Genomic DNA, 21,364 nt, shown 5'->3' with positions numbered 1-21,364 from the left:
GGGGGCTGGCATTGCTGGCCCTTTTTTTGACCCTGAATATTTCGAGATGGAGCCGCTCAAGCATCCACCAGGTACATTGATTCCACGCGATCGCCCATTTGAGACTTGTCCCGTATCCCCAGACATCCCCGATCCTTAAATTAGCCCTCGCCCCACGTACGCACGGACTGTGTATGGGCCCGCGGTGACGCGCGCGATGGCTCCAGGGATCAGGCCGGCGGATTCGTCCAATGGTTGCGGGCTGTCGGGGTAATTTCTCCTTTTCTCTTGACATTCCACCCGGCTCGCCTCGTTCAGCAAGCAAGGGGCGGGCATGCGAGAATGGGCGCTCGACGCGAACCTCTCGCGCCCCTTTGCCGATGCTGACCGATACCACCAAAGACGCGATCCGCGCCGCTTACACGCGCCTCAAGGACGGCCTGCCCGGCTTCCGCGCGCGTGCGTCGCAAGGAAAGATGATTGCCGAGGTGGCCAAGGCGTTGGCGCTGGAAGGCGGCGCTGCCGTGATCGAGGCGCCCACGGGCACCGGCAAATCCATGGCGTATCTGATTGCGGGTGTCGAGGTGGCGCGCGCTCAGAAGAAAAAGCTGCTGATCGCCACGGCCACGGTGGCCTTGCAGGAGCAGCTGGTCCAGCGCGATATCCCGCTTTATCTCAAGCTCAATGGCACCGAGGCCAAGGTGGCGCTGGCCAAAGGCCGCGGTCGCTACCTGTGCCCACGCAACCTGGCGATGGCCAGCAACAGCCTCAACGAGACCTCGCAGATGGGCCTGGGGTTCGACGCCGATCTGGCGTTGTGGACCAAGCCGCCCCAGGAACGCGACAAGAAGGCGCTGTCCAAGCTGCTGGACCTGTTTGACCGGCGCGAATGGGATGGCGACATCGATGCCGCGCCCGAACCGGTCAGCGATGTGCTGCGCCCCATGATCACCACCAGCGCCGGTGGTTGCACCAGCCGCAAGTGCGCGCATTTCATGCAGTGTCCGTTCTTTGCCGCCCGCCGTGCGGTGGGCGATGCCGACATCATTGTGGCGAACCAGGATCTGGTGCTCGCCGACCTCACCATGCCGCGCGAAGAAGACGGCTTCGGCGGCGTGATCCTGCCCAAGCCCGACGAGACGCTGTACATCTTCGACGAAGGCCATCACGTGCCGTCGAAGGCGATCGATCGCGGTGCGGCAGAGGTCTACATGAATACTGCTGCGCGCCAGCTGAGCCGTCTTGGCCGGCAGATTCACGCAGCCTATTCGCTGACCGACAAGGAAGTGATCGGCAAGACCACGCTGGATGCGGGCGACCAGAAACTGCAGGAACTCAGCGACGCGCTGGAGGAACTGGAAAAGGAAATCCGCATGGGCTGGCTGCCGTCGCCGGACGACCAGGAGCCGATGTATCGCGGCTCGCTGGGTCAGCTGCCGGAAGCCTGGGTGGAACACGCACGTGCGCTGTACGTGTTCACCGGCGAGATCGAGCGCTGGGTCGGCGCCGTACGGCGCGCCGTGCTGGAAATGACCGAGACAGGCCCCACCAACGAAGCCCTGTCGCGCGAACTTGGCATGGCGCTGGAGCGCATCGATCGCCAGGTGCGTACGTGGCGCGCGTGGTCCGCGACCGATGGCGAGAATTCGCCGCCGTTGGCCCGCTGGGTGACGTTGAGCAACGATCAGCAACTCGTCTGTCATGCATCGTCTGTCTCGGCAGGCGGCCTGCTTCGCAGCGTGCTGTGGGGCAACGCGAGTGCGGTGGTGATGACCTCTGCCACGCTCAGTGCGGGCGGCAATTTCCGCGGTTTTGCCGATGCCGTCGGCTTGCCCGATGACTCGGTCACGCTGAGTTTGCCGTCGCCTTTCGACCTGGCGGCGCAGGCTCGCCTGGAAGTGCCGGCCATGCGCGCGCTGCCCGATGCGCGCGAAGAACACGTGCAGGAAATCTGCGACTGGCTGGCGGAACATCTCGACTGGGATGCCGGCAACCTGGTGCTGTTCACGTCGCGCGCGAAGCTGGACCGCGTGCTGCAAAAGCTGCCCATCCAATACGTGCGCAAGGTGCGCGCACAGGGTTCGCTGGGCAAGGCGCAACTGGTCGCCGAGCATGTTGCCGATATCGAGGCTGGCAAGGGCAGCACGCTGTTCGGGCTGGCTTCCTTCGGCGAAGGTCTCGACCTGCCGGGCAAGCTGTGCGAAACAGTGGTGATCACGCAGTTGCCCTTCGCCGTGCCTACCGATCCGGTGGGTGCAACGTATGCCGAGTGGCTGGAATCGCGCGGACGCAATCCCTTCATTGAAGTGACGGTGCCGGAAGCCACGCGCCTGCTCACGCAGTATTGCGGCCGACTCATCCGCACGGAAACCGACCGTGGCCGCATCGTGCTGCTGGATCGTCGCGTTGTGCTCAAGCGTTATGGCGAACGCATGCTCAAGTCGCTCCCGCCTTTCACACGCGTCATTGAGAAAGTGGCATGAGTGCTCGCATCATCCGTGCTGATGACATGAAACCCCAGCCGTGGAAGAACGGCATGGGCGTGACGCGCGAAGTGCTGCGCTTTCCTGCCGATGCGGACGGCAACCACTTCATGTGGCGTATCAGCATTGCTGACGTGAACAGCGCCGCGCCGTTTTCCACGTTTCCGGGCATCGATCGCCAGATCGTGTTGCTGGAAGGCGAAGGCTTCACCATGACGCTGGATGGCGATCAAACGCACTCGCTCACGACGCCACGGCAACCGTTCGCCTTTGCCGGTGAAGCACAGGTGGATGTAACGATGGCCGGCGGCGTTACGCGCGATTTCAACCTGATGGTGCGTCGTGCACAGGCAAGCGGCCATATCGATGTGATCGATGGCCCGGGCAGCCCCGTCATGCCTGCGGATGCCGTGCTGGTTTTCCTGGCACAAGGCACGGCCGACACCCCGCAAGGAACGCTGGCGGCAGGCGACGCGTGGCAGCCTGACCGCAACCCTCTTGTGTTGCATGAAGGTGCCATTGCCCTGGTGGCGCGGGTTCGAACGACCATTTAGAGCCTATGGGCTACTTGCGCACCGGGCACGTCGCATGGACGATAAACACGTCCATACGTCCCGGAGACTAGCCATGCGTCTTCCCGCTGTGATGATTGGCCTTTCCCTGTGTGCCTGCCTCAGCGGTTGTGAAACCGTCACGCCACAACAGCAACACGCCTCCGATGAACAAACCTGCGCCAGCTACGGATACCAGCCCGGCACGGACAAGTTTGCCGACTGCATGATGTCCACCGCGCATCGCCGCGACGATGCCAAGGCAGCTCAACAGAACCAGCGCGAACATGACCGGCAGTTGAGCATTCAGCGCAACGGCGATTCGCGCTACCCGATCTGCTCTGCGGCAGACATGAATGCCAGTCTCGATACCGTGAACAACAAATGGTTTGGTGCCGGTTGCAGGGAAGAGTGATCCCCGGCTCATGCGCCGGCCACCGATACGCGCCATGATCCATGCACGTATGTCATCAAGGCGCTTGTCATGACTTGGTTGATCCTCGGCCTGGTGTTGTTCCTGGGCGTTCATTCCATCCGCATCTTTGCCAACGACTGGCGCGTGCGGCAACGCGCGCGCATGGGCGAGGGAGCCTGGAAGGGGCTTTACTCGCTGGTGTCGGTCATCGGCCTGGTGCTGATCGTGGTCGGCTTTGGGCTCGCGCGACAGCAACCCGTGGTGCTTTACGTGCCGCCGGTGGGCTTGCGTCATCTCAACGCGCTTTTCACGCTGCTGGCCTTCGTGCTCGTGGCGGCGGCCTATGTACCCGCCAACCACCTCAAGGCCAAGCTGGGTCATCCCATGCTGGCCGGCGTGAAGGTGTGGGCGTTTGGCCATCTGCTGGCGACCGGCATGCTGCACGACGTGCTGCTGTTCGGTGCATTCCTGCTGTGGGCCATCGTGGATTTCGCCAGCTCCCGGCGACGGGATCGCGCCGCTGGCGTGGCCTATCCCGCGGGCACGGTAAAGGGCGATGTCATCGTGGTGGTGGCCGGGGTGATCGCATGGGCGGTGTTCGCGCACTGGCTGCATCTGTGGCTGATCGGCGTGCAGCCGATGGGGTGAAATCAGTCATCTACGCGTGTGGCAGGGGCTGCGCTAGAGTGGCTTTGTTTCCGGCATGAGGATCGGGCCATGGTTGCCTTCCTGCTTTGGTTGTTGCTGCTGGTGTTCTGCTGGCCGCTCGCGCTGATTGCGCTGGTGCTTTATCCCATCGTGTGGCTGCTGGTGCTGCCGTTCCGTCTTGTGGGTATCACCGTGAGCGCGGTGTTCGCCTTTCTCGGCGCCATGCTGATGCTGCCCGCCCGCGTGCTGCGCGGCCGTCCCGTCTGAGTGGAAAAGCCCAATGCACCGTCGTGCGAGCGTAATCGGGAGCCGATCCTGGAAGTACTGCGCACGCACTTTGCCGACCGGCGCGATGTGCTGGAAATAGGCAGCGGCACGGGCCAGCACGCGGTGTATTTCGCGGCTGCGTTGCCCCAGGTGCGCTGGCAGTGCAGCGACCGCGAAGAACACCTTCCCGGCATGCAACTGTGGCTGGACGAGGCAGCGCTGCCCAACACGCCACAGCCGCTCGCGCTGGACGTGAGCGGACCGTGGCCCTCGCGGCGGTACGACGCCGTGTTCAGCGCCAACACGCTGCACATCATGAGCTGGGACGAGGTGGAAGAACTCTTCGATCGCCTTGCCGGCGTCACCACGGACGACGCCAAACTCGCAATCTATGGCCCCTTCAATTACGGCGGCCGTTACACCAGCGACAGCAATGCCGCCTTCGACGAATGGCTGCAGGCGCGCGGCACGCACATGCGCATCCGCGATGCCGAAGCGGTGGATGCCCTGGCCGAAGTGGCCGGTTTCGACCTGATCGACGACGTGGCCATGCCGGCCAACAATCGCCTGCGCATCTGGCAACGCACCCGCTAGGTGCTGCGCCTGCCGGCGTTGGCATTTTGGTCCCGATGGCGTCACGATGCGTCCCAGAGGGCGCTCCCGGCCGCGCCCGCGACACGCCATGCGACCCTACGTACAAGCCATCGACACCCTGACCCCCTGCCCCTGCGGCAACAACGAGGGCTACGCCCGCTGCTGCGGGCGCCTGCACGAGGGGGCCGTGGCGGCCACGGCCGAAGAACTGATGCGCTCCCGCTACAGCGCCTACGTGCTCAAGCGCGAGGCTTACCTGCTGGCCACCTGGCATCACAGCACGCGTCCCGCGCACCTGAAACTCACGTCGCAGCAGCCAGCGCCAACCTGGCTGGGCCTGACCGTGAAGCGGCATGAAAGCGAAGGCGACCGAGCCATCGTGGAATTCGTGGCACGCCTGCGTTATGGCGGTGGCAAGGCGCAACGCATGCACGAGATCAGCCGCTTCGTGCGCGAGGATGGCCACTGGTTTTACGTGGAAGGCGAGTTCCCGGGCCAGTCCGAAGCTTGATGCTTGTCTTTCACTGTGGGAGCGCACCCTGTGCGCGACGCTTTTCGAGCGGGTAATGAAGAGCGTCGCGCACAGGGTGCGCTCCCACACGTACTTTTTTAGCGCCCGAAAGGCATGGCCGTTTCGCCTTCCTCATGGCCGTTCGGGCCAAAGCGCCGTTCCACTACGACACCGCGACCATCGTGACCCATGGCCACCACGGTGCTGGCGCGCGTGCCATAACGGTCGCCGCGAATGAAGGCCGATGACAGCCAGCGCTCGCGTTCCAGGCCCACGCCGGTGTCGGGAAGCTGGTCATCCGGATAGCCATGCGGATCGGCCAGTGCGGCGAACAGCGGCGAGAATTCATCGTCGTGTCCCGCATCAATCCATGACTGCATGTGTCGCATTAGTGCCCGCGTCTTGGGCCACGGCGTATTGAAATCGGCATTGGACAGACCATGCACGCCGGGCTCGACGGATTGCGCGCGCGAGTCGGGACGGTTGCCGATGTAGAACGCGTGCGTGGTATCGAACGTCAGCAAGTTGAACGGTCGATAGTCGGCCGCGGTACGCAGCAAGAGATCCGCATGAGCGACCGCGTCTTCGGCGCCCGCCAGGTAATCGAGCGACAACAGGCCACGCGAACGGCCCAGTTGCGGATCACGCGGATCGCGCACATTCGTCACCACGCTGCATCGCCCGGTGTCCGTCACGCCAAGCCATGTGCCACCGGCTTCCAGGTCCTTGCCGGCGATGATGGCCGGTGTTTCCCAACGCGCCAGCGGCAACCTCGGGCGCTCGTGGAATTCATCGCGATTGCCGATGAGCACCAGGCGCCAGCGCGGATGAGCTTGCCAGGCAAAAGCGATCACGCACATGGAAACGACCTCAGGGAGACATCGCGCAGGCGACGCAGGGTGTCCAGTATGCACCCGCCATCGATCAGGCCGGTACGCGCAACACTGCCGCGGCGGCCCAGCGTGCCGCGACCTTGGGCGAGGTCATGCATACGGCGTCGTCCGTTCGGGTGGTGACGGCGCGCTCCAGCAACTGGATGTCGGCTTCGTGCTGGCGTGCCACGTGCGGGTCTTCGAAAAAGATGGCGCGCTGGCAGCGACGTTCGAGTACGAGATCCGCAATCTGGGCATCACCACCCATCGGGCCGCTCTGGTAACGCTCCACCCACGGTTTGTCCGCGGGCCAGCCACGACTCCAGGCAAGCTCGTTGAGTCGCTGGCCCGTGGTGCCGGTGCCCACGCGATGCGCGAAACGCGACAGCACATCGAAATGCTCGGCGGCGTAGGCAAGCATTTGCGGCTTCATGGCGTCGTGGGCAATCAGTGCCAGCGTCTGGGATTCCAGGTCATGAAAGATGTCCGCGCCCGGATCGCGCGTAAAACCGGCATGGATGCGCTCCATCTCGATCCAGTCGCGCGCCGTGGCCACCGTGGAAATGAACGGCTTGCCGTGGATCACGCACTGGCGCTTGAGTGCAATGGCCTCGGGAAAAATGGATGAGGGATCGACGGGGTCCATCAGGTAGATGGCGCCATCCAGCGTGCGATCCGGTCCCAGCCCCACGATTTCCGCCACCAGCTTCATCAGTCCGCCTTCGCGGCCATACGGATAACGGCGCAGCGGGAGATAGCGATCGAGATAGCCTGCGCGGTGGATCGCATCGTACGTGCGTCCTACGGCATGCAAGCCCAGTTCCAGTTCGCGAATGCCGACCTCGCACGCATGCAGCCAGCGGAACAACGCGGCGTTGGCGTGGGAATGATGCAGTTGGTTGGCAGCGAGGCCGAGACGCATGCGGTTGCTCCGTGGAAGTACTGGCACCGCGATCATGGCGGTCAGCGCAGTGTCGCATTGCCCTCCACACCACGGAAAGAGCGAATCACATCATGTGGGAGTACACGCAGTGCGCGATGTTCGCGGAAACCATGTGGGAGCGCACCCTGTGCGCGACGCTGCTTACCTTAGGTAAAAACGTCGCGCACAGGGTGCGCTCCCACAGTCAAGGCACTATCAAAGCCTTGCTCAGGCATGCGCCAGCGCGGCGGCATCGACGGTCTGCAGCATCTGCACGATGGACCCGGCCGCTTCGCGGCCGTCGTACACCGCGCGCACCACCAGGTCCGCGCCGCGCACGTTGTCGCCGCCGGCGAAGATCTGCGCGTGGCTGGTCTGGTGCGGCAGTGTGCCGTTGGCGCCCGTGATCACGCGGCCGGACTTGTCCAGCGCCACACCGTGCGAGCGCAGCCAATCCGGCGGGCTGGGCAGGAAGCCGAACGACTGGATCACCACGTCGGCATCGATCACGTATTCGGTGCCGGGCACATTGCGTGGCACGAGACGGCCGGAACCATCGTCCGCCAGTGCGGTTTCCACCACGCGCACGCCACGCACGTTGCCGCGCGCGCCGCCCAGGATTTCCAGCGGCTGGCGCTGGAACAGGAAGTTCACGCCTTCCTCGCGGCTGTAATTTACTTCACGCGCGGAGCCCGGCATGTTGGCCTCGTCGCGACGATACACGCAGGTGACGCTGGCCGCGCCAAGGCGGATCGCCGTACGGTTGCAGTCCATGCCGGTGTCGCCGCCGCCCAGCACCACCACGTGCTTGCCACGGAAATCGAAGGCCGGCGGAATGGCTTCGTCACGCAGCAAGCGTTCGGTGTTGGCGATGAGGAACGGCAGCGCGTCGTGCACGCCGCGCAGCTCGCGCCCAGGGAGTTGCGCATCCACATAAGTGTAGGCGCCCGTTCCCACGAACACGGCGTCGTAATCGTCCAGTAGCTGGCCGAATTCGATGTCGCGCCCCACGTCGCGATTGAGCAGGAAACGCACGCCCATGCCTTCGAGCAACTGGCGACGCGTGCGCACCACGCCCTTGTCGAGCTTGAACGGCGGAATGCCGAAGGTGAGGAGGCCGCCGATTTCGCTCTGTCGGTCGTAGACATCCGCGGCGATGCCGGCGCGGCGCAGGCGATCGGCGCAGGCCAGCCCGGCCGGACCCGCGCCGATGATGGCAACGCGCTTGCCGGTTTCCTGCACGGCGGACAGATCAGGCGTCCAGCCCTGACGCAACGCTTCGTCGGTCACCCAGCGCTCGATGCTGCCGATGGTGACCGAACCAAAGGCCGTTTGCTCCAACGTGCACGCGCCTTCGCACAGGCGATCCTGCGGGCACACGCGGCCACAGATTTCCGGCAGGGGATTGGTCTCGTGCATCAGCGTGGCCGCTTCCATCAGGCGACCGTCCTGCACCAGCTTCAGCCAGTTCGGGATGTAGTTGTGCACCGGGCACGCGTGCTCGCAATACGGATTGCCGCAATCGATGCAGCGCTCCGCCTGCGTGCCGGCTTGCTGGCTGCCGAAATCGCCCGCGATCTCGCCGTAACCGAGCACACGAATGGATACGGGAACCGTACGCGGCGTCTGTCGCTGCACGTTGAGGAACTGGAACGTCTTGTCGGTCATGCTGCGCTCCTCAATTCCTCTGCCAGCGCAGCAAGGCTTGCCGCCTTGGGCTTCACCAACCAGAACTTGTATTGCAGGCCGCGGAAGTCCGCCAGGATGCGCCGGCCCCATTCGCTGCCCGTGAGTTGCACGTGCTTCACCACCAGCGCGCGCAGGTGCTGCATGTAGTGCTCCATGCCTTCGGGCGAAATGCGCAGGATGTCGACCAGCTCGTGGTTGTAGCAGTCCACGAAGGTGCGCTCGATGTCGAGCACGTAGGCGAAGCCGCCCGTCATGCCCGCGCCGAAGTTGAGTCCTACCTTGCCAAGCACGGCGACAACGCCACCGGTCATGTATTCGCAGCAATGATCGCCTGCGCCTTCGACGACGGCCAGCGCACCGGAGTTGCGCACGGCGAAGCGTTCGCCTGCTCGACCCGCGGCATACAGCTCGCCATCGGTGGCGCCGTAAAGGCAGGTATTGCCGATGATGGATGCCTCGTTGGTGGCGAACGGCGAATCCGCCGGTGGACGCACCACGATGCGGCCGCCCGCCATGCCCTTGCCGACGCCGTCGTTGGCTTCGCCCACCAGGTCGATGTGCACGCCACCGGCATTCCACGCGCCTAGACTCTGGCCCGCCGCACCGTTGAGCTTCAACAGGATGGGGCTCTCATCCATGCCGTGGTCGCCGTAGCGACGCGCGACGTCACCGGAAAGGCGCGCACCGATGGCGCGATCCGTGTTGACGATCTCGAAAGCGAACTCGCCGCCCACCTTGTTGGCCACCGCGTGACGTGTCGCTTCGTCGATGCGCGTGGCTAGGGCGGCCTCGTCGCGCATGGGATTGCGCGGCAAGGTACAGGCGCTATCCACGTTCGTACCCAGCGTGCCGTGTCCGAGCAGCGGCGTCAGATCCAGCTTGTGCTGCACCGGTGTAGTGCCATTCACCTGTTCCAGCAGGTCGGCGCGACCGATGATCTCGTCGAGGCTGCGCACGCCGAGTTGGGCAAGATGCGCGCGCACGTCTTCGGCGATGAAGCCAAAGTAGTTCATCACCATCTCGGGCAGGCCGACGAAGTGTTCCTTGCGCAGCACGGCATGCTGCGTGGCGACACCCGTGGCGCAATTGTTCAGATGGCAGATGCGCAGGTACTTGCAGCCCAGAGCCACCATGGGGCCAGTGCCGAAGCCGAAGCTTTCGGCACCCAGCATCGCGGCCTTGATCACGTCGAGGCCAGTCTTCAAGCCGCCATCAGTCTGCAGGCGCACGCGTCCGCGCAGGTCGTTGCGGCGCAGCGTCTGCTGCGTTTCGGCCAGACCCAATTCCCACGGTGTGCCGGCGTACTTGATCGACGTCAGCGGACTGGCGCCCGTGCCGCCGTCGTGACCGCTGACGGTGATGAGATCCGCACCGGCCTTCACCACGCCGGCCGCCACGGTGCCCACGCCGGCGTGACTCACCAGCTTCACCGAGATCAACGCCTCAGGGTTCACTTCCTTCAGGTCGTGAATCAGTTCGGCAAGGTCTTCGATGGAATAGATGTCGTGATGCGGCGGCGGCGAAATCAGTCCAATGCCCGGCTTGGCGTAGCGCAGGCGTGCGATGGTGCTGTCCACCTTGTGGCCGGGCAGCTGTCCGCCTTCACCGGGCTTGGCGCCCTGTGCGATCTTGATCTGCAGCACTTCCGCATTCACCAGATACTGCGGTGTGACGCCGAAGCGGCCGGACGCGACCTGCTTGATCTTGGACATCTTCTCGGTGCCGTAGCGCGCGGGATCTTCGCCGCCTTCACCGGAATTGCTGCGTGCACCGAGGCGATTCATCGCAATCGCCAGCGCTTCGTGCGCTTCGGGCGACAGCGCACCCAGCGACATGCCGGCGGAATCGAAGCGACGCAAGATGCTTGAGGCCGACTCCACCTCGTCGAGCGGAACCGCATCGCCCACGGCACGCGGCGAGAGCAAATCGCGCAATGCCGAGGGCGGACGCCGGTCGACGAAGTTCGCGTAGGCGCGATAGTCCGTCTGGCTTCCGGTGCGGACGGCCTTTTGCAGCGTGCCGATCACGTCCGGGTTGTACATGTGGTACTCGCCGCCGTACACGAACTTGTACAGGCCACCCGCGCGCAACGGCGACGCATCGCTCCACGCTTCCGCGGCGAGTATCTGTTGATCGTGTTCCAGTTCGGCGAAGCCCGCGCCGCCAATGCGTGATGGCGTGCCCGGGAAGCACAGCTCCACCACTTCCGGCGCAAGGCCCACGATTTCGAACAACTGTGCTCCGCGATAACCCGCCACCGTGGAGATGCCCATCTTGGACAGGATCTTCAACAGACCCTTGCGAATGCCGCGTCGATAGCTTCGCCCGATTTCGAAGCGGTCGCTGTCGATGTGGCCTTCGCGACCCAGCTCGAACAGGCTCTGGTACGCCAGCCAGGGATAGATGGCAGTGGCGCCGAAACCCAGCAGGCAGGCGAACTGGTGCGGGTCGCGCGGCGTCGCCGTTTCAACGAGGATGTTGCACTGACATCGCAACGCCTTGTCGATCAGGTGCGCGTGCACCGCGCCCACGGCCAGCAGCGACTGGATGGGAAGCAGGTCCTTCTGCGGATAGCGGTCGCTGAGGAACACCAGCTGGCAGCCTTCGCGCACCGCTTTTTCCACCTCGCGGCAACGACGGTTCAATGCCGCTTCCAGGCCTTCTTCCGGCGCGTACATCAGATCAAAGCGTGGCGTACCGGCGAACTGCGGCAGCGCCAGCAACTGACGCAACTTGCGCTGCGAGAGCACCGGCGAGTTGATCAGGATCTGCCTGGCGTTTTCCGGCGTGAGATCGAATACGTTCGACTCGGGACCGATCTGCGTGACCAGCGACATAACCAGCTTTTCGCGCAACGGATCGATCGGCGGATTGGTGACTTGCGCAACGCCCTGACGGAACCGGTCGAACAGCGGACGCACCTGGCGCGACATGGCGGCGACCGGCGTGTCGTCGCCCATGGAACCGGTAGCTTCCTGTTCCAGTTCCACCATCGCCTTGAGCACGGTTTCGCGTTCTTCGCGCGAAAGCCCATAGAGCTTCTGGTAGCGGCGCAGTTCTTCCGTCGGCAACGGCTCGGCGGCCAGCGACGGGTCGATCAGGTCTGATTCGAGATAGCTCACACCTGCACGCAACCAGTCGCGGAAGGGCGCGCGCTTGCGGTTGATGTCGTCGATGTCGGCATCGCGCAGCAAACGATGCTGCTGAAGATCCACCGCAATCATTTCGCCGGGCGCGAGGCGCCCCTTGGCGACCACCTGCGACGACGGCACCTCCCACAAGCCGGCTTCGGAGGCGACGATCAGATGGTTGTCCGCCGACAGCGCCCAGCGCGCGGGGCGCAGGCCGTTGCGGTCCAGCGTGCACGCGGCGTAGTGGCCGTCGCACATCACCAGGCCTGCCGGGCCATCCCACGGTTCGCTGTGCAGCGCGTAGTACTCGTAGAACGCGGCGAGGTCTTCGTCGATGCCTTCGCGCGCGGCGAAAGCCGGTGGCACCAGCACGCGCATGGCGGCGATAAGGTCCAAGCCGCCCGCGATCAGCACCTCCAGCGCGTTATCCAGGCTTTCCGAATCCGAGCCGGTCTGGCGCACCAGCGGACCGATGTCGGAAAGATCGACCAGCGGCGAATGCAGGATGGATTCGCGCGACTGCATCCAGCGACGGTTGGCGCGGATGGTGTTGATCTCGCCGTTGTGCGCCAACAGGCGGAATGGCTGCGCCAGACGCCACTGCGGCGTGGTATTGGTGGAGAAGCGTTGGTGGAACACCACGGCATCGGCGCTCAACGCCGGATGCATCAGGTCGGCAAACACTTCACGCAGTCGGCCGGGCGCGGCCATGGCCTTGTAGCCCACCACGTCGGCCGAGAGCGTGACGACATAGAAATGCTGGTCGTGCGTCAGCGCCGTCTCGGCGCGGCGGCGCGCACGGAACAACGCGCGTTCGAATACGCCATCGTCCATCGACGCAGACGGCTCCACGAACACCTGGCGCACGCGTGGCTTCGCTGCCGCTGCCAGCGGTCCGCAGGCTTCGGCATTCACTGACACGTGGCGCCAACCGGCGACATGCAGGCCTTCTTCGCGGAGTTTTTCTTCCAGCGTAATGGCTGCGTCGTCGCTGCCATTCGGATCGAGGAATACCACGCCAGCGGCGAAGCGCTCACCCAGTGCGATGCCGGCTTCGTCGGCAAGCGCTTTCAACCAGCCCAGCGGACGATGAAAAAGCACGCCGCATCCGTCACCACTCACGCCGTCGGCATTCACGCCACCGCGATGGGAAAGTTTGGCCAACGCATTGAATGCGGTGTCCACTACCCAAGCGCTGGCATGACCGTCGATCTGTGCGACCAGACCGAACCCACAGCTGTCGTGCTCGAACGCAGCGTCGTACAGCGTCGCTGGAACTGCTTGCGCCATCTTGCCTCCCCGGCCGATGGTGAGAGACGCGTTGTCCCAACGGTGCCCAAGGCGCCGCTGTCACGCATCCATAAGTGTGACCTCGACTAAACCACAGATGGTGCGTCGCGTCAAAGACATCTTTACGGCCAAATGAAAGTTACAAATGGAAGCGTTTTTGTCCGCAGGACAAAGCAAACGATGCACGACGTTCGATGTGCACATCATGTCCTCGACATGTGCAACGCGCTGTCGCGTGCGCGCAATGCATCGCACGTTGCATACCAGTGATCGCAAAGGCGCTGCGATGAAGACCACGTGACCGACCACCAATCTCCCGGCACCGGCGGCTCGCGCGCCGTCATCGCCCTCTGTGATAATGAGCCGATGCCCATACCAGTCCGTTGTGCCCGCCCCCTAGCCTGTGCCGCGACCGGCGCGCTTGCCGTCCTCATCGCCGTCCAGCCCGCCTGGGCAATGCAGGACAGCAAGACCAAGACTGAACAAGCCGAAGCCCAGAAGAAGCTTTCGGACGTGCGCAGCAAGATGGAGGCGCTGGCCAAGGAGCAGGCCGACACCGCCGCCAAGCGCGATAGCGCCACCGCCGAACTGGCCAAGCAGGCCAATGCCGTGGCCGGAGCCGCCAAGGCTGTGCGCGAGACGGACAACCAGCTGGCCGGCAAGCAGAAAGAGCTGGCTGACCTCCAAGCCCAGCGCGCCGAGCTGCAGAAGAACCTGGAGGGCCAGCGCGCCGCCATCGCGGAATTGCTGCGCGCCACCTATGCATTGGGCCGTGGCTCGGACCTGCGCCTGCTGATGGGCGACGACGATGTCACCCGCATTGCCCAGGCACTGGCCTATTCCAAGTATTTCCAGGAAGACCGCGTGGCCCGGGTGCAGAAGCTGATGGGTGACCTGGCCCAGCTGCAGGATCTGGAAACCCAGATCACCGCCCAGCAACAGGCCTTGGAAACCGCCCGCGCCGAACGCGCCACCCAGGCCAAGGCACTGGAACAGCAGCGCGCCGCCCAGGCCAGGCTGGTGGCCGACACGGACGCCCAATACAAGGATCAGGCCGGCAAGCTGGCTGCCCTGAAGCAGAACGAGGCCTCGCTCAACTCGCTGGTGGCCACGCTGCAGAAGGCCATCGACGAGGCCGCCCGCGAAGCCGAACGCGCCGCCAAGGCCAACGAGGGCAAATCGCCCGCGCCGGCCGGCAAGGGCCTGGCCAATATCCGCGGTAACCTGCCCTGGCCGGCCTCCGGCGTGGTCAATAGCTACGGCAACGGCGTGCTGATCAAGGCGCCGGGCGGTAGCGAGGTGCGAGCGGTGTCGTCCGGTCGCGTGGTCTATGCGGCATTCCTGCGCGGCTACGGCATGCTGGTGATCCTGAGCCACGGCGGCGGCTGGATGAGCATGTACGGCAACAACGAGACCATCCTGCATGGCGTGGGCGATCAGGTGAACGCAGGCGAAGCCGTAGGCACGGCCAGCGCGCCCACGGGCGTCAATACCGGCGTGTACTTCGAGCTGCGCCAGAACAACCAGCCTGTGGACCCGCGCACATGGCTGGGCAAGAAAGGCTGACAGCAGGCTGAAAAGGCCCCCGGTGCATTGACGCCGCCTGCGCAGCGTCGCAGGCTAACCTTTGTAGTGTGTTGAATTCTGGCGACATCCGGCGGTCAAACCGACTTATACGGCCCACCGCCGGGCCCGCCCCCACCGCTTTACCGGAGTTCCCCATCCATGCGGTTTTCCTCCTTGAGCCTGGCCGTCCTGCTGCTGGCGGCGCCGCTGGCGCAGGCGCAGACCGCGCCAACCAAAAGTACCGGCACCAAGACGCCCGCCGATGTCGCGCCTGCCCCGGCCTCGTCCGTGCCCGACCGCGTGGACCTGGACGACGTGCGCAACTTCAGCCGCGTCTATGAAATCGTCCGCCAGGCTTATGTGGAGCCAGTGGACAACAAGACCCTGATGAAGGCTGCCATCAGCGGCATGCTCACCGGCCTGGACCCGCACAGCGAGTACCTGGACAAGGAAGGCCTGGACGAACTCAACGAGGACACCACCGGCCAGTACGGCGGCCTGGGCATCGAAGTGCTGCAGGTGGACGGCACCTTGCGCATCATCGCCCCCATTGCCGACACGCCCGCCTCGCGCGCCGGCATCAAGCCCGGCGCCACCATCATCAAGATCGACGGCAAGGTGGTGGACCCGGAGAACATCGACGACATGTTCAAGGCGCTGCGTGGTGACCCGGGCAGCAAGGTCACGCTCACCATCCTGCACGAGAAGAGCGACAAGCCCATCGACATGCCGCTGGTGCGCGAGAAGATTTCCGTCACCAGCGTGAAGACTCGCGAGATCGAGCCGGGCTACGCATACGTCCGCATCAGCCAGTTCCAGGACGACACCGCGCCGGATCTCGAGAAGAAGCTCGGCGAGCTGATCCGCAAGAACGGCCCGCAGAAGGGCGCCATCCTGGACCTGCGCTCCAACCCGGGCGGCCTGCTGACCGCCGCCGTCGGCGTCAGCGACGACTTCCTCAACTCCGGCACCATCGTCACCACGCGCGGCCGCCTGCAGGATTCCAACCTCAGCTTCGAAGCGCACGCCGGCGACCTGCTCAATGGCGCCCCCATGGTGGTGCTGGTGGACAACGGCACGGCATCCGCGGCGGAGATCGTCTCCGGTGCACTGAAGGACAACCACCGCGCGCTCATCATCGGCCGCCGCACCTTCGGCAAGGGCGTGGTGCAGACCGTGTTGCCGCTGGACAACGATCACGCCGTGAAGATCACCACGGCGCGCTACTACACGCCCAATGGCACGTCCATCCAGGCCGAAGGCATCAAGCCCGACATCGCCCTGGCGGACCTGGCCGTGAACAAGGCCGACAGCGCGCCGACCCTGATCAGCTCCGAAGCCGACCTGCCCAACCACCTCGCCAACGAAGACGGCACCAAGGGCGGCAAGGACATCGACAACGACGGCAGCGCGGAAAACGCCAAGCTCGCCACGCAGGACTATGCGTTGTCCCAGGCGTTGAACGTGCTGAAAGGCATGGCACTGAATCGCACGGTGTACGGGCCGCCGGCGTCCGCACCAGCGCCCACCAAGCACTAAGACGGAAGAGTGGTTCCAGGGCAGCTCCCGGAAACAAGGGAGCCGCATGACACACGGCTCTTCTCCAGGAGCGCACTTGTGCGCGACCACCGCGCCAAATGGATACGCGTGCAGGGGCTTGTCGCGCACAAGTGCGCTCCTACAGGGACTCTGGAATCTTTCGAGCGGGCACTTGCCTCAGGGCAAGGCGATGAAAAAGCTCAGAAGGTGATCTCGGGCGCCAGCCCCGACAGATGTGCCGCCAGCGGATCGTCCTGCGACAGCAACTCGAAGCCTTCGTACTCGAAGCCCGGCGCCACCACGCACGTCGCCAGCGCATAAGCACCCAGCGGCCTCGCCGCCTGCCACGCCCCGGCCGGCACCACCGCCACGGGATGGGTGCCGTTGCCCAGTGGCCCCAGCGCACAGCGATCCAGCCGCTTCGTCACCGGGTGGTAGATCAACAGCTCCAGCGGATCGCCTTCCACGAAATGCCAGACCTCTTCGGCATCCACGCGATGCCAGCTGCTGCACTGGCCCGTTTCAAGCAGGTAGTGGATGGCGCTCATCGCATGGCGAACGCCCACGTTGTCGACGCCCCGGGGCGGATGAAAGCGGTGGTAGTGACCGCCCTCGACATGGGGCTGCAGCTCCAGCGAGGATTTCAGTTCCTCGATGCGGGCTGCCGCGTCGCTCATGCCGTTTTCCCGGCCTTGGCGGGATGCAGCAACCAGCGAACCGCCAGCATGCCCAGTTCGTAGAGCAGGCACATGGGAATGGCCAGCATGATCATCGAGGTGATGTCCGGCGGCGTAATGAAGGCCGCGATGGCGAACGCACCGACGATGGCGTAACGACGACCGTTGCGCAGCTGTTCCAGGTTCACGATACCGATGGCGGCAAGGATCACCACGGCCACGGGCACTTCGAAACACAGGCCGAAGGCGAAGAACATCAGCATCACGAAATCGAGGTAATGCGTAATGTCCGTCATCATCTCCACGCCCGCGGGCGTCACCGCCGTGAGGAAACGGAACGCGGCGGGAAGCACCAAAAAATAAGCGAACGCGCAACCGAGATAGAACAGGAACAGCGCAGCGACCAGCAACGGACGGGCCAGCCGCTTCTCGTTGCGATACAGGCCAGGGCTGACGAACGCCCACAGCTGGTAGACGATCATCGGCATGCTGATGAACAGCGCCGCGTAGAACGCCAGTTTCAGCGGCGTCACGAACGGGCTGGCCACTTCGGTGGCGATCAGGTGCGCGCCCTCGGGCAATCGCGACACCAGCGGCGCGGCCAGTTCCGCATAAAGACGATTGGCAAACGGAATCAACGCGCCCAGCACCACCAACACCGTGATGATGGCGCGCAACAAGCGCGAGCGCAGTTCGATCAGGTGCGAAAACAGGCCCTGTTCGAGGTCGTCCTCGGGGCCTTCCAGCTCAGGCGCCGCCATGCGGGACTTCCTTGGTCGGGGTGGCGTCGGTGGCGGCGGGCGTCTCGATCACCGGAGCGACATCCGCCGTGGCAGGCGCGGGGGCCGGGGCGCCGCCGGTGGGGCGCATCTTGCGCAGGGTCTCGTCCAGCTCGGCCTGTGCGGCTTCAGCACGCGAGGCGGCCTCGCGCGCCTGGCGCTTGATCTCCTCGACCTGAAGCTCGCGCTCTACCTCGGCGCGTACGCTGTCCCAGCCGGTACGGATACGGCGCATGAAGACACCCGCCGTGCGCGCCGCGTGCGGCAGCTTTTCCGGGCCGAGCACGATCAGCGCAATGAGCGCGAGCAGTACCAGCTTGCCGAAGCTGATCTCGATCATGCCGATCTACCCCGAGTTACTTCTGCTCGGTGTCGTGCTGATTCTGATTCTGGCTGGGACCGGCCGGCGGAGGATCGGCGCGCAGCTGTTCGTTGGGATTGGTCGGCTTGGGGGGCTCTTCGCCGCCGTCCAGGCCCTTCTTGAAGTCGCGCACGGCGCCGCCGAGGTCCGAACCGATGTTGCGCAGCTTCTTGGTGCCGAAAATCAGCACGACAACGACCAGCAGGATAAGGAGATGGGTGATGCTCATGAATGGCCTCAGAAATGAAAGCGGCGGAACGAGGCTGTCACGCTCCCGCGCCGCCGCTCCACATCATCGCTGAGTGTACTCCTCAAGGCGATCCCTGAAATCGACCACCGGTCCCGGAACGTTGCTCACGCCACCCTCGAAGATGCGGCGCGGGGTAATGCCCTTGCCGTAGATGGACTCGTTGGCGTCGTAGTCGATGCGCAGAGCGGAGCCGTCCAGCGCCACGCCGGCAAACAGGCCGCGCGAGCGGGAGTACGAGTAGATCTCGGCCTTGAAGTCGCTGTCGGTCGAGGCCTGGGCCGTGCGACCCACCGGGCCGGCAGCGGCCGCCGCATCGGCGCCCAGCGTGAATTTGCCGTTGACGATGGAATCCACGCCGCGCTGGGTGCGGAACACCAGGATCACGTCGGTGGACGAAGCACCGGCCTGGAAGCCCACGCTGCCGCCCGTCATGGTGATGAAGCTGGGATTGGACCACGTGCCGTCCGGGCCCTTCACCGAGATCAGGCCCTCGCCGCGACGACCACCGAACACGAAGCCCACCTTCAACAGGTCGGGGATGACCGCGATGGCCTTGGCCTGCTTCAGCAGATCGGTGGGAATGGACTTGTCCGGCGCTTCCATGATGTCGCTCAGCACGCGCACCGCGTTCTGGGCGCGCACCAGCGGCGGGTCTTCCGCGTGCACGGCGGCCGCGGGCAACAGCAGGACCAGTGAGGCGAGCAACAGGCGGTGCAGCGATGCTTTGAACATGGACGACTCCCTTGAGCTGGATAAGCGATACGGCTGCCTGCGGCGATCCTCGCCACGGCGCCCCTGACGGCTTGTGGCAGACTTGCGGCGGTTTTCATCGCCGGCGCCACGATGCCACGCAGCCATGACTATACCGGCGTTGCCGGTTCTTCCCGAGACCTTCCCATTCAGGCTGCAGTGCTGTTGGTGAACCTCGGCACACCGGAAGCACCGACGGCGCAGGCCGTGCGTCCTTATCTCGCCGAATTCCTGGGCGACCCGCGCGTCATCGATTATCCGCGCTGGCTCTGGTGGCTGATCTTGCATGGCGTGATCCTGCGCGTGCGACCTTCGCGCTCGGCACACGCCTACCAGCGCATCTGGACGCCGCAGGGTTCGCCGTTGCGCGTGGGCAGCGAAGCACTGGCCGCACGCATGCAGGAAAAGCTGTCGGCGGTTTGCTCCGGCCCGGTTCGCGTGGAACTGGCCATGCGTTACGGGCAGCCCTCCGTCACCTCGCAAATCGAGCGCTTGCAGCGCGAAGGCGTACGCCGCCTGCTGGTGCTGCCGCTCTATCCCCAGTACTCCGCTACATCCACCGGCTCGGTCATCGATGCGGTTGCCGATGCCATGCAATCGCTGCGCTGGCCGCCAGAGCTTCGCCTGATCAACGACTACCACGATGATGCGGCGCATATCGATGCGCTGGCACGCAGCATCGAGCAGTGGTGGGCAGCGAACGGCCGCGGCGAAAAACTGCTGCTTTCCTTCCACGGCATTCCCGAGCGCTATGTGCGTGAAGGCGATCCGTACTTCGCGCAAAGCAAGGCCACCGCAGAGGCCTTGCGCCAACGATTGGGGCTGGGCGAGTCACAGCTGCTGGTGAGTTTCCAGTCGCGCGTCGGCAGGGAATCCTGGCTGCAGCCGTACACCGACGCCACTGTGCGCGAGCTCGCCAGCCGGGGCATCAGGACGATCGATGTGGCCTGCCCCGGTTTCGCGGTGGACTGCCTGGAAACGCTGGAGGAAATCGCCATGCAGAACCGCGACTTCTTCCGTGAGGCGGGTGGCGACGAGCTGCGTTATATCCCCGCGCTCAACGACACGCCCGGCCAGGTCGACAGCCTCGCCGCCCTGGTGCTGCGTCACGCCAGCGGCTGGCCGGAATTCGCACCGCGGGCGAGTGCCGGCGCGTGAGTCATCCGGTCAACCGTGATGTTCACCTGCCCCACCTTCGCCTGAGTGCGCAAGTCTGGGGAGACAGCGACACGCCGCCCTTGCTGGCCCTGCATGGCTGGCTCGACAACGCGTGGAGCTTTGCACGCCTAGCGCCCATCCTCGCCGGACGCCGCCAGGTGATCGCGCTGGAACTGCCGGGCCACGGACATTCCGATCACCTCCCGCCCGGCGCGCAGTACTACTTCGTCGACTACGTGCGCACGGTGCTTCTCGCCATCGACGTGCTGGGCCTGCAGCGTTTCGACCTGATGGGTCATTCGCTCGGCGCAGGCATTGCTTCACTGGTGGCCGCGGCAAAACCCGAACGCATCGAGAAGCTCCTGCTCATCGAAGGCCTTGGTCCCATCGCCGACGACGGCCACCACACGCTGCGCCACTTCCGTGATGCCATGGCAAGCTCCGCCACGGGACGTTCGTTGCGCGCCTTCCCTACCATCGACATGGCCATCAGCGCACGCACCATGGCCAGCGGCCTGCCGGCGGACCAGGCACGCCCCATCGTGGAACGCGGCCTGCGCAAGACCGAACACGGCTTCCATTGGCGCAGTGACGCGCGGGTCAACCGCACTTCATCCATCCGACTCGCCGAAGAACAGGTACGCGCCTTGCTGCGCGGTGTCGAATCACCCACCGCTCTGCTGCTCGCACGGCCGGATACGCCGTACCTGCCTGGCGCACGCATGCGGGAGCGCGCTGCATGCGTGGGGAATATTGCGGTAACGCACATGGATGGTGGACATCATCTGCATCTGGAGCATCCGCTGGCGGTTGCGGACTGGGCAAATGCGCATATGGATGGAAGGACCGACTAGTCGTCCCTGGAAAAATCAGGCCACCCTTTTGTAGGAGCGCACTTGTGCGCGACCCATTCGCAAGCCATCCATTGCAAA

20 protein-coding genes are annotated in these 21,364 nt (G+C 64.7%); 11 read left to right on the top strand and 9 right to left on the bottom strand.

Going from position 1 to position 21,364, the window contains the following annotated elements:
- Nucleotides 1-359 precede the first annotated feature (359 nt).
- The 7 genes from dinG to DK366_RS09530 all read left to right on the top strand — a co-directional run bounded on the left by dinG (nucleotide 360) and on the right by DK366_RS09530 (nucleotide 5,448).
- Nucleotides 360-2,462 carry an ATP-dependent DNA helicase DinG gene (gene dinG, locus DK366_RS09560; protein ID WP_109125326.1) on the top strand — a complete coding sequence of 701 codons (2,103 nt, stop codon included), beginning with the start codon at nucleotides 360-362 and terminating at the stop codon, nucleotides 2,460-2,462.
- A complete protein-coding gene (locus tag DK366_RS09555; protein WP_109125325.1) occupies nucleotides 2,459-3,016 on the top strand; it encodes a HutD family protein in 558 nt (185 codons plus the stop codon). The genes dinG and DK366_RS09555 overlap by 4 nt, the downstream gene beginning before the upstream one ends.
- A 73-nt stretch (nucleotides 3,017-3,089) precedes the next feature.
- Nucleotides 3,090-3,428, top strand: coding sequence for a hypothetical protein (locus DK366_RS09550; RefSeq protein WP_109125324.1), 339 nt, complete (start codon nucleotides 3,090-3,092; stop codon nucleotides 3,426-3,428).
- Between the two features lie 69 nt (nucleotides 3,429-3,497).
- The gene (locus DK366_RS09545) at nucleotides 3,498-4,076 is read left to right on the top strand and encodes an NnrU family protein (RefSeq protein WP_109125323.1); all 579 of its coding nucleotides are present in this window, start codon (nucleotides 3,498-3,500) and stop codon (nucleotides 4,074-4,076) included.
- A gap of 69 nt (nucleotides 4,077-4,145) precedes the next feature.
- Entirely contained in the window at nucleotides 4,146-4,343 is a 198-nt protein-coding gene (locus tag DK366_RS09540) for a hypothetical protein (protein WP_109125322.1), read from the top strand.
- On the top strand, nucleotides 4,344-4,937 hold the full coding sequence (locus DK366_RS09535) for a DUF938 domain-containing protein (protein ID WP_109125321.1): 594 nt from the start codon (nucleotides 4,344-4,346) through the stop codon (nucleotides 4,935-4,937).
- Between the two features lie 88 nt (nucleotides 4,938-5,025).
- Entirely contained in the window at nucleotides 5,026-5,448 is a 423-nt protein-coding gene (locus DK366_RS09530) for a YchJ family metal-binding protein (RefSeq protein ID WP_109125320.1), read from the top strand.
- A 98-nt stretch (nucleotides 5,449-5,546) separates the two neighbouring features.
- On the opposite strand, the gene DK366_RS09525 is transcribed toward DK366_RS09530, so the two are convergent.
- The 4 genes from DK366_RS09525 to gltB form a co-directional block, all read right to left on the bottom strand.
- The gene (locus tag DK366_RS09525; protein ID WP_109125319.1) at nucleotides 5,547-6,308 is read right to left on the bottom strand and encodes an NRDE family protein; all 762 of its coding nucleotides are present in this window, start codon (nucleotides 6,306-6,308) and stop codon (nucleotides 5,547-5,549) included.
- A 64-nt stretch (nucleotides 6,309-6,372) separates the two neighbouring features.
- Nucleotides 6,373-7,242, bottom strand: coding sequence for a methylglyoxal synthase (locus DK366_RS09520; protein ID WP_109125318.1), 870 nt, complete (start codon nucleotides 7,240-7,242; stop codon nucleotides 6,373-6,375).
- A 228-nt stretch (nucleotides 7,243-7,470) separates the two neighbouring features.
- A complete protein-coding gene (locus DK366_RS09515) occupies nucleotides 7,471-8,910 on the bottom strand; it encodes an FAD-dependent oxidoreductase (RefSeq protein WP_109125317.1) in 1,440 nt (479 codons plus the stop codon).
- Nucleotides 8,907-13,352, bottom strand: coding sequence for a glutamate synthase large subunit (gene gltB, locus DK366_RS09510; RefSeq protein WP_109125316.1), 4,446 nt, complete (start codon nucleotides 13,350-13,352; stop codon nucleotides 8,907-8,909). Before gltB ends, DK366_RS09515 begins: the two co-directional genes overlap by 4 nt.
- A gap of 456 nt (nucleotides 13,353-13,808) precedes the next feature.
- Between gltB and DK366_RS09505 the strand changes: the two genes are divergently transcribed.
- The gene (locus DK366_RS09505; protein WP_232820992.1) at nucleotides 13,809-14,918 is read left to right on the top strand and encodes a peptidoglycan DD-metalloendopeptidase family protein; all 1,110 of its coding nucleotides are present in this window, start codon (nucleotides 13,809-13,811) and stop codon (nucleotides 14,916-14,918) included.
- 159 nt (nucleotides 14,919-15,077) lie between these two features.
- Entirely contained in the window at nucleotides 15,078-16,457 is a 1,380-nt protein-coding gene (locus DK366_RS09500) for a S41 family peptidase (protein WP_109125314.1), read from the top strand.
- A 200-nt stretch (nucleotides 16,458-16,657) separates the two neighbouring features.
- On the opposite strand, the gene DK366_RS09495 is transcribed toward DK366_RS09500, so the two are convergent.
- From DK366_RS09495 to DK366_RS09475, 5 genes are all read right to left on the bottom strand, one after another.
- A complete protein-coding gene (locus tag DK366_RS09495) occupies nucleotides 16,658-17,134 on the bottom strand; it encodes a cupin domain-containing protein (protein WP_109125313.1) in 477 nt (158 codons plus the stop codon).
- The gene (gene tatC, locus DK366_RS09490) at nucleotides 17,131-17,895 is read right to left on the bottom strand and encodes a twin-arginine translocase subunit TatC (RefSeq protein ID WP_109125312.1); all 765 of its coding nucleotides are present in this window, start codon (nucleotides 17,893-17,895) and stop codon (nucleotides 17,131-17,133) included. Before tatC ends, DK366_RS09495 begins: the two co-directional genes overlap by 4 nt.
- Nucleotides 17,882-18,253: a Sec-independent protein translocase protein TatB gene (gene tatB, locus DK366_RS09485; protein WP_109125311.1), complete on the bottom strand. Its 372-nt coding sequence runs from the start codon at nucleotides 18,251-18,253 to the stop codon at nucleotides 17,882-17,884. Before tatB ends, tatC begins: the two co-directional genes overlap by 14 nt.
- A 16-nt stretch (nucleotides 18,254-18,269) precedes the next feature.
- Nucleotides 18,270-18,503 (bottom strand): Sec-independent protein translocase subunit TatA, encoded by a 234-nt coding sequence (gene tatA, locus DK366_RS09480; RefSeq protein WP_109125310.1) that lies wholly within the window; start codon nucleotides 18,501-18,503, stop codon nucleotides 18,270-18,272.
- A 63-nt stretch (nucleotides 18,504-18,566) separates the two neighbouring features.
- Nucleotides 18,567-19,256, bottom strand: a complete 690-nt coding sequence (locus tag DK366_RS09475) for a lipid-binding SYLF domain-containing protein (RefSeq protein ID WP_109125309.1) — start codon at nucleotides 19,254-19,256, stop codon at nucleotides 18,567-18,569.
- Between the two features lie 111 nt (nucleotides 19,257-19,367).
- Between DK366_RS09475 and hemH the strand changes: the two genes are divergently transcribed.
- Entirely contained in the window at nucleotides 19,368-20,432 is a 1,065-nt protein-coding gene (gene hemH, locus DK366_RS09470) for a ferrochelatase (protein ID WP_109125308.1), read from the top strand.
- Entirely contained in the window at nucleotides 20,429-21,286 is an 858-nt protein-coding gene (locus DK366_RS09465; protein ID WP_109125307.1) for an alpha/beta hydrolase, read from the top strand. Before hemH ends, DK366_RS09465 begins: the two co-directional genes overlap by 4 nt.
- Nucleotides 21,287-21,364 lie beyond the last annotated feature (78 nt).

Source organism: Dyella sp. C11 (assembly GCF_003121485.1).
Taxonomy (GTDB): Bacteria; Pseudomonadota; Gammaproteobacteria; order Xanthomonadales; family Rhodanobacteraceae; genus Dyella.
This window is presented reverse-complemented; position numbering and strand designations above follow the sequence as displayed.

Coding starts and splice junctions, on each gene's coding strand:
- tatC (WP_109125312.1), bottom strand. CDS start 17,895: ATGGCGGCGCCTGAGCTGGAAGGCCCCGAGGACGACCTCGAACAGGGC.
- DK366_RS09525 (WP_109125319.1), bottom strand. CDS start 6,308: ATGTGCGTGATCGCTTTTGCCTGGCAAGCTCATCCGCGCTGGCGCCTG.
- DK366_RS09540 (WP_109125322.1), top strand. CDS start 4,146: ATGGTTGCCTTCCTGCTTTGGTTGTTGCTGCTGGTGTTCTGCTGGCCG.
- gltB (WP_109125316.1), bottom strand. CDS start 13,352: ATGGCGCAAGCAGTTCCAGCGACGCTGTACGACGCTGCGTTCGAGCAC.
- DK366_RS09555 (WP_109125325.1), top strand. CDS start 2,459: ATGAGTGCTCGCATCATCCGTGCTGATGACATGAAACCCCAGCCGTGG.
- DK366_RS09500 (WP_109125314.1), top strand. CDS start 15,078: ATGCGGTTTTCCTCCTTGAGCCTGGCCGTCCTGCTGCTGGCGGCGCCG.
- DK366_RS09520 (WP_109125318.1), bottom strand. CDS start 7,242: ATGCGTCTCGGCCTCGCTGCCAACCAACTGCATCATTCCCACGCCAAC.
- tatA (WP_109125310.1), bottom strand. CDS start 18,503: ATGAGCATCACCCATCTCCTTATCCTGCTGGTCGTTGTCGTGCTGATT.
- DK366_RS09545 (WP_109125323.1), top strand. CDS start 3,498: ATGACTTGGTTGATCCTCGGCCTGGTGTTGTTCCTGGGCGTTCATTCC.
- hemH (WP_109125308.1), top strand. CDS start 19,368: ATGCCACGCAGCCATGACTATACCGGCGTTGCCGGTTCTTCCCGAGAC.
- DK366_RS09505 (WP_232820992.1), top strand. CDS start 13,809: ATGCAGGACAGCAAGACCAAGACTGAACAAGCCGAAGCCCAGAAGAAG.
- DK366_RS09550 (WP_109125324.1), top strand. CDS start 3,090: ATGCGTCTTCCCGCTGTGATGATTGGCCTTTCCCTGTGTGCCTGCCTC.
- DK366_RS09475 (WP_109125309.1), bottom strand. CDS start 19,256: ATGTTCAAAGCATCGCTGCACCGCCTGTTGCTCGCCTCACTGGTCCTG.
- DK366_RS09515 (WP_109125317.1), bottom strand. CDS start 8,910: ATGACCGACAAGACGTTCCAGTTCCTCAACGTGCAGCGACAGACGCCG.
- DK366_RS09530 (WP_109125320.1), top strand. CDS start 5,026: ATGCGACCCTACGTACAAGCCATCGACACCCTGACCCCCTGCCCCTGC.
- tatB (WP_109125311.1), bottom strand. CDS start 18,253: ATGATCGAGATCAGCTTCGGCAAGCTGGTACTGCTCGCGCTCATTGCG.
- DK366_RS09495 (WP_109125313.1), bottom strand. CDS start 17,134: ATGAGCGACGCGGCAGCCCGCATCGAGGAACTGAAATCCTCGCTGGAG.
- dinG (WP_109125326.1), top strand. CDS start 360: ATGCTGACCGATACCACCAAAGACGCGATCCGCGCCGCTTACACGCGC.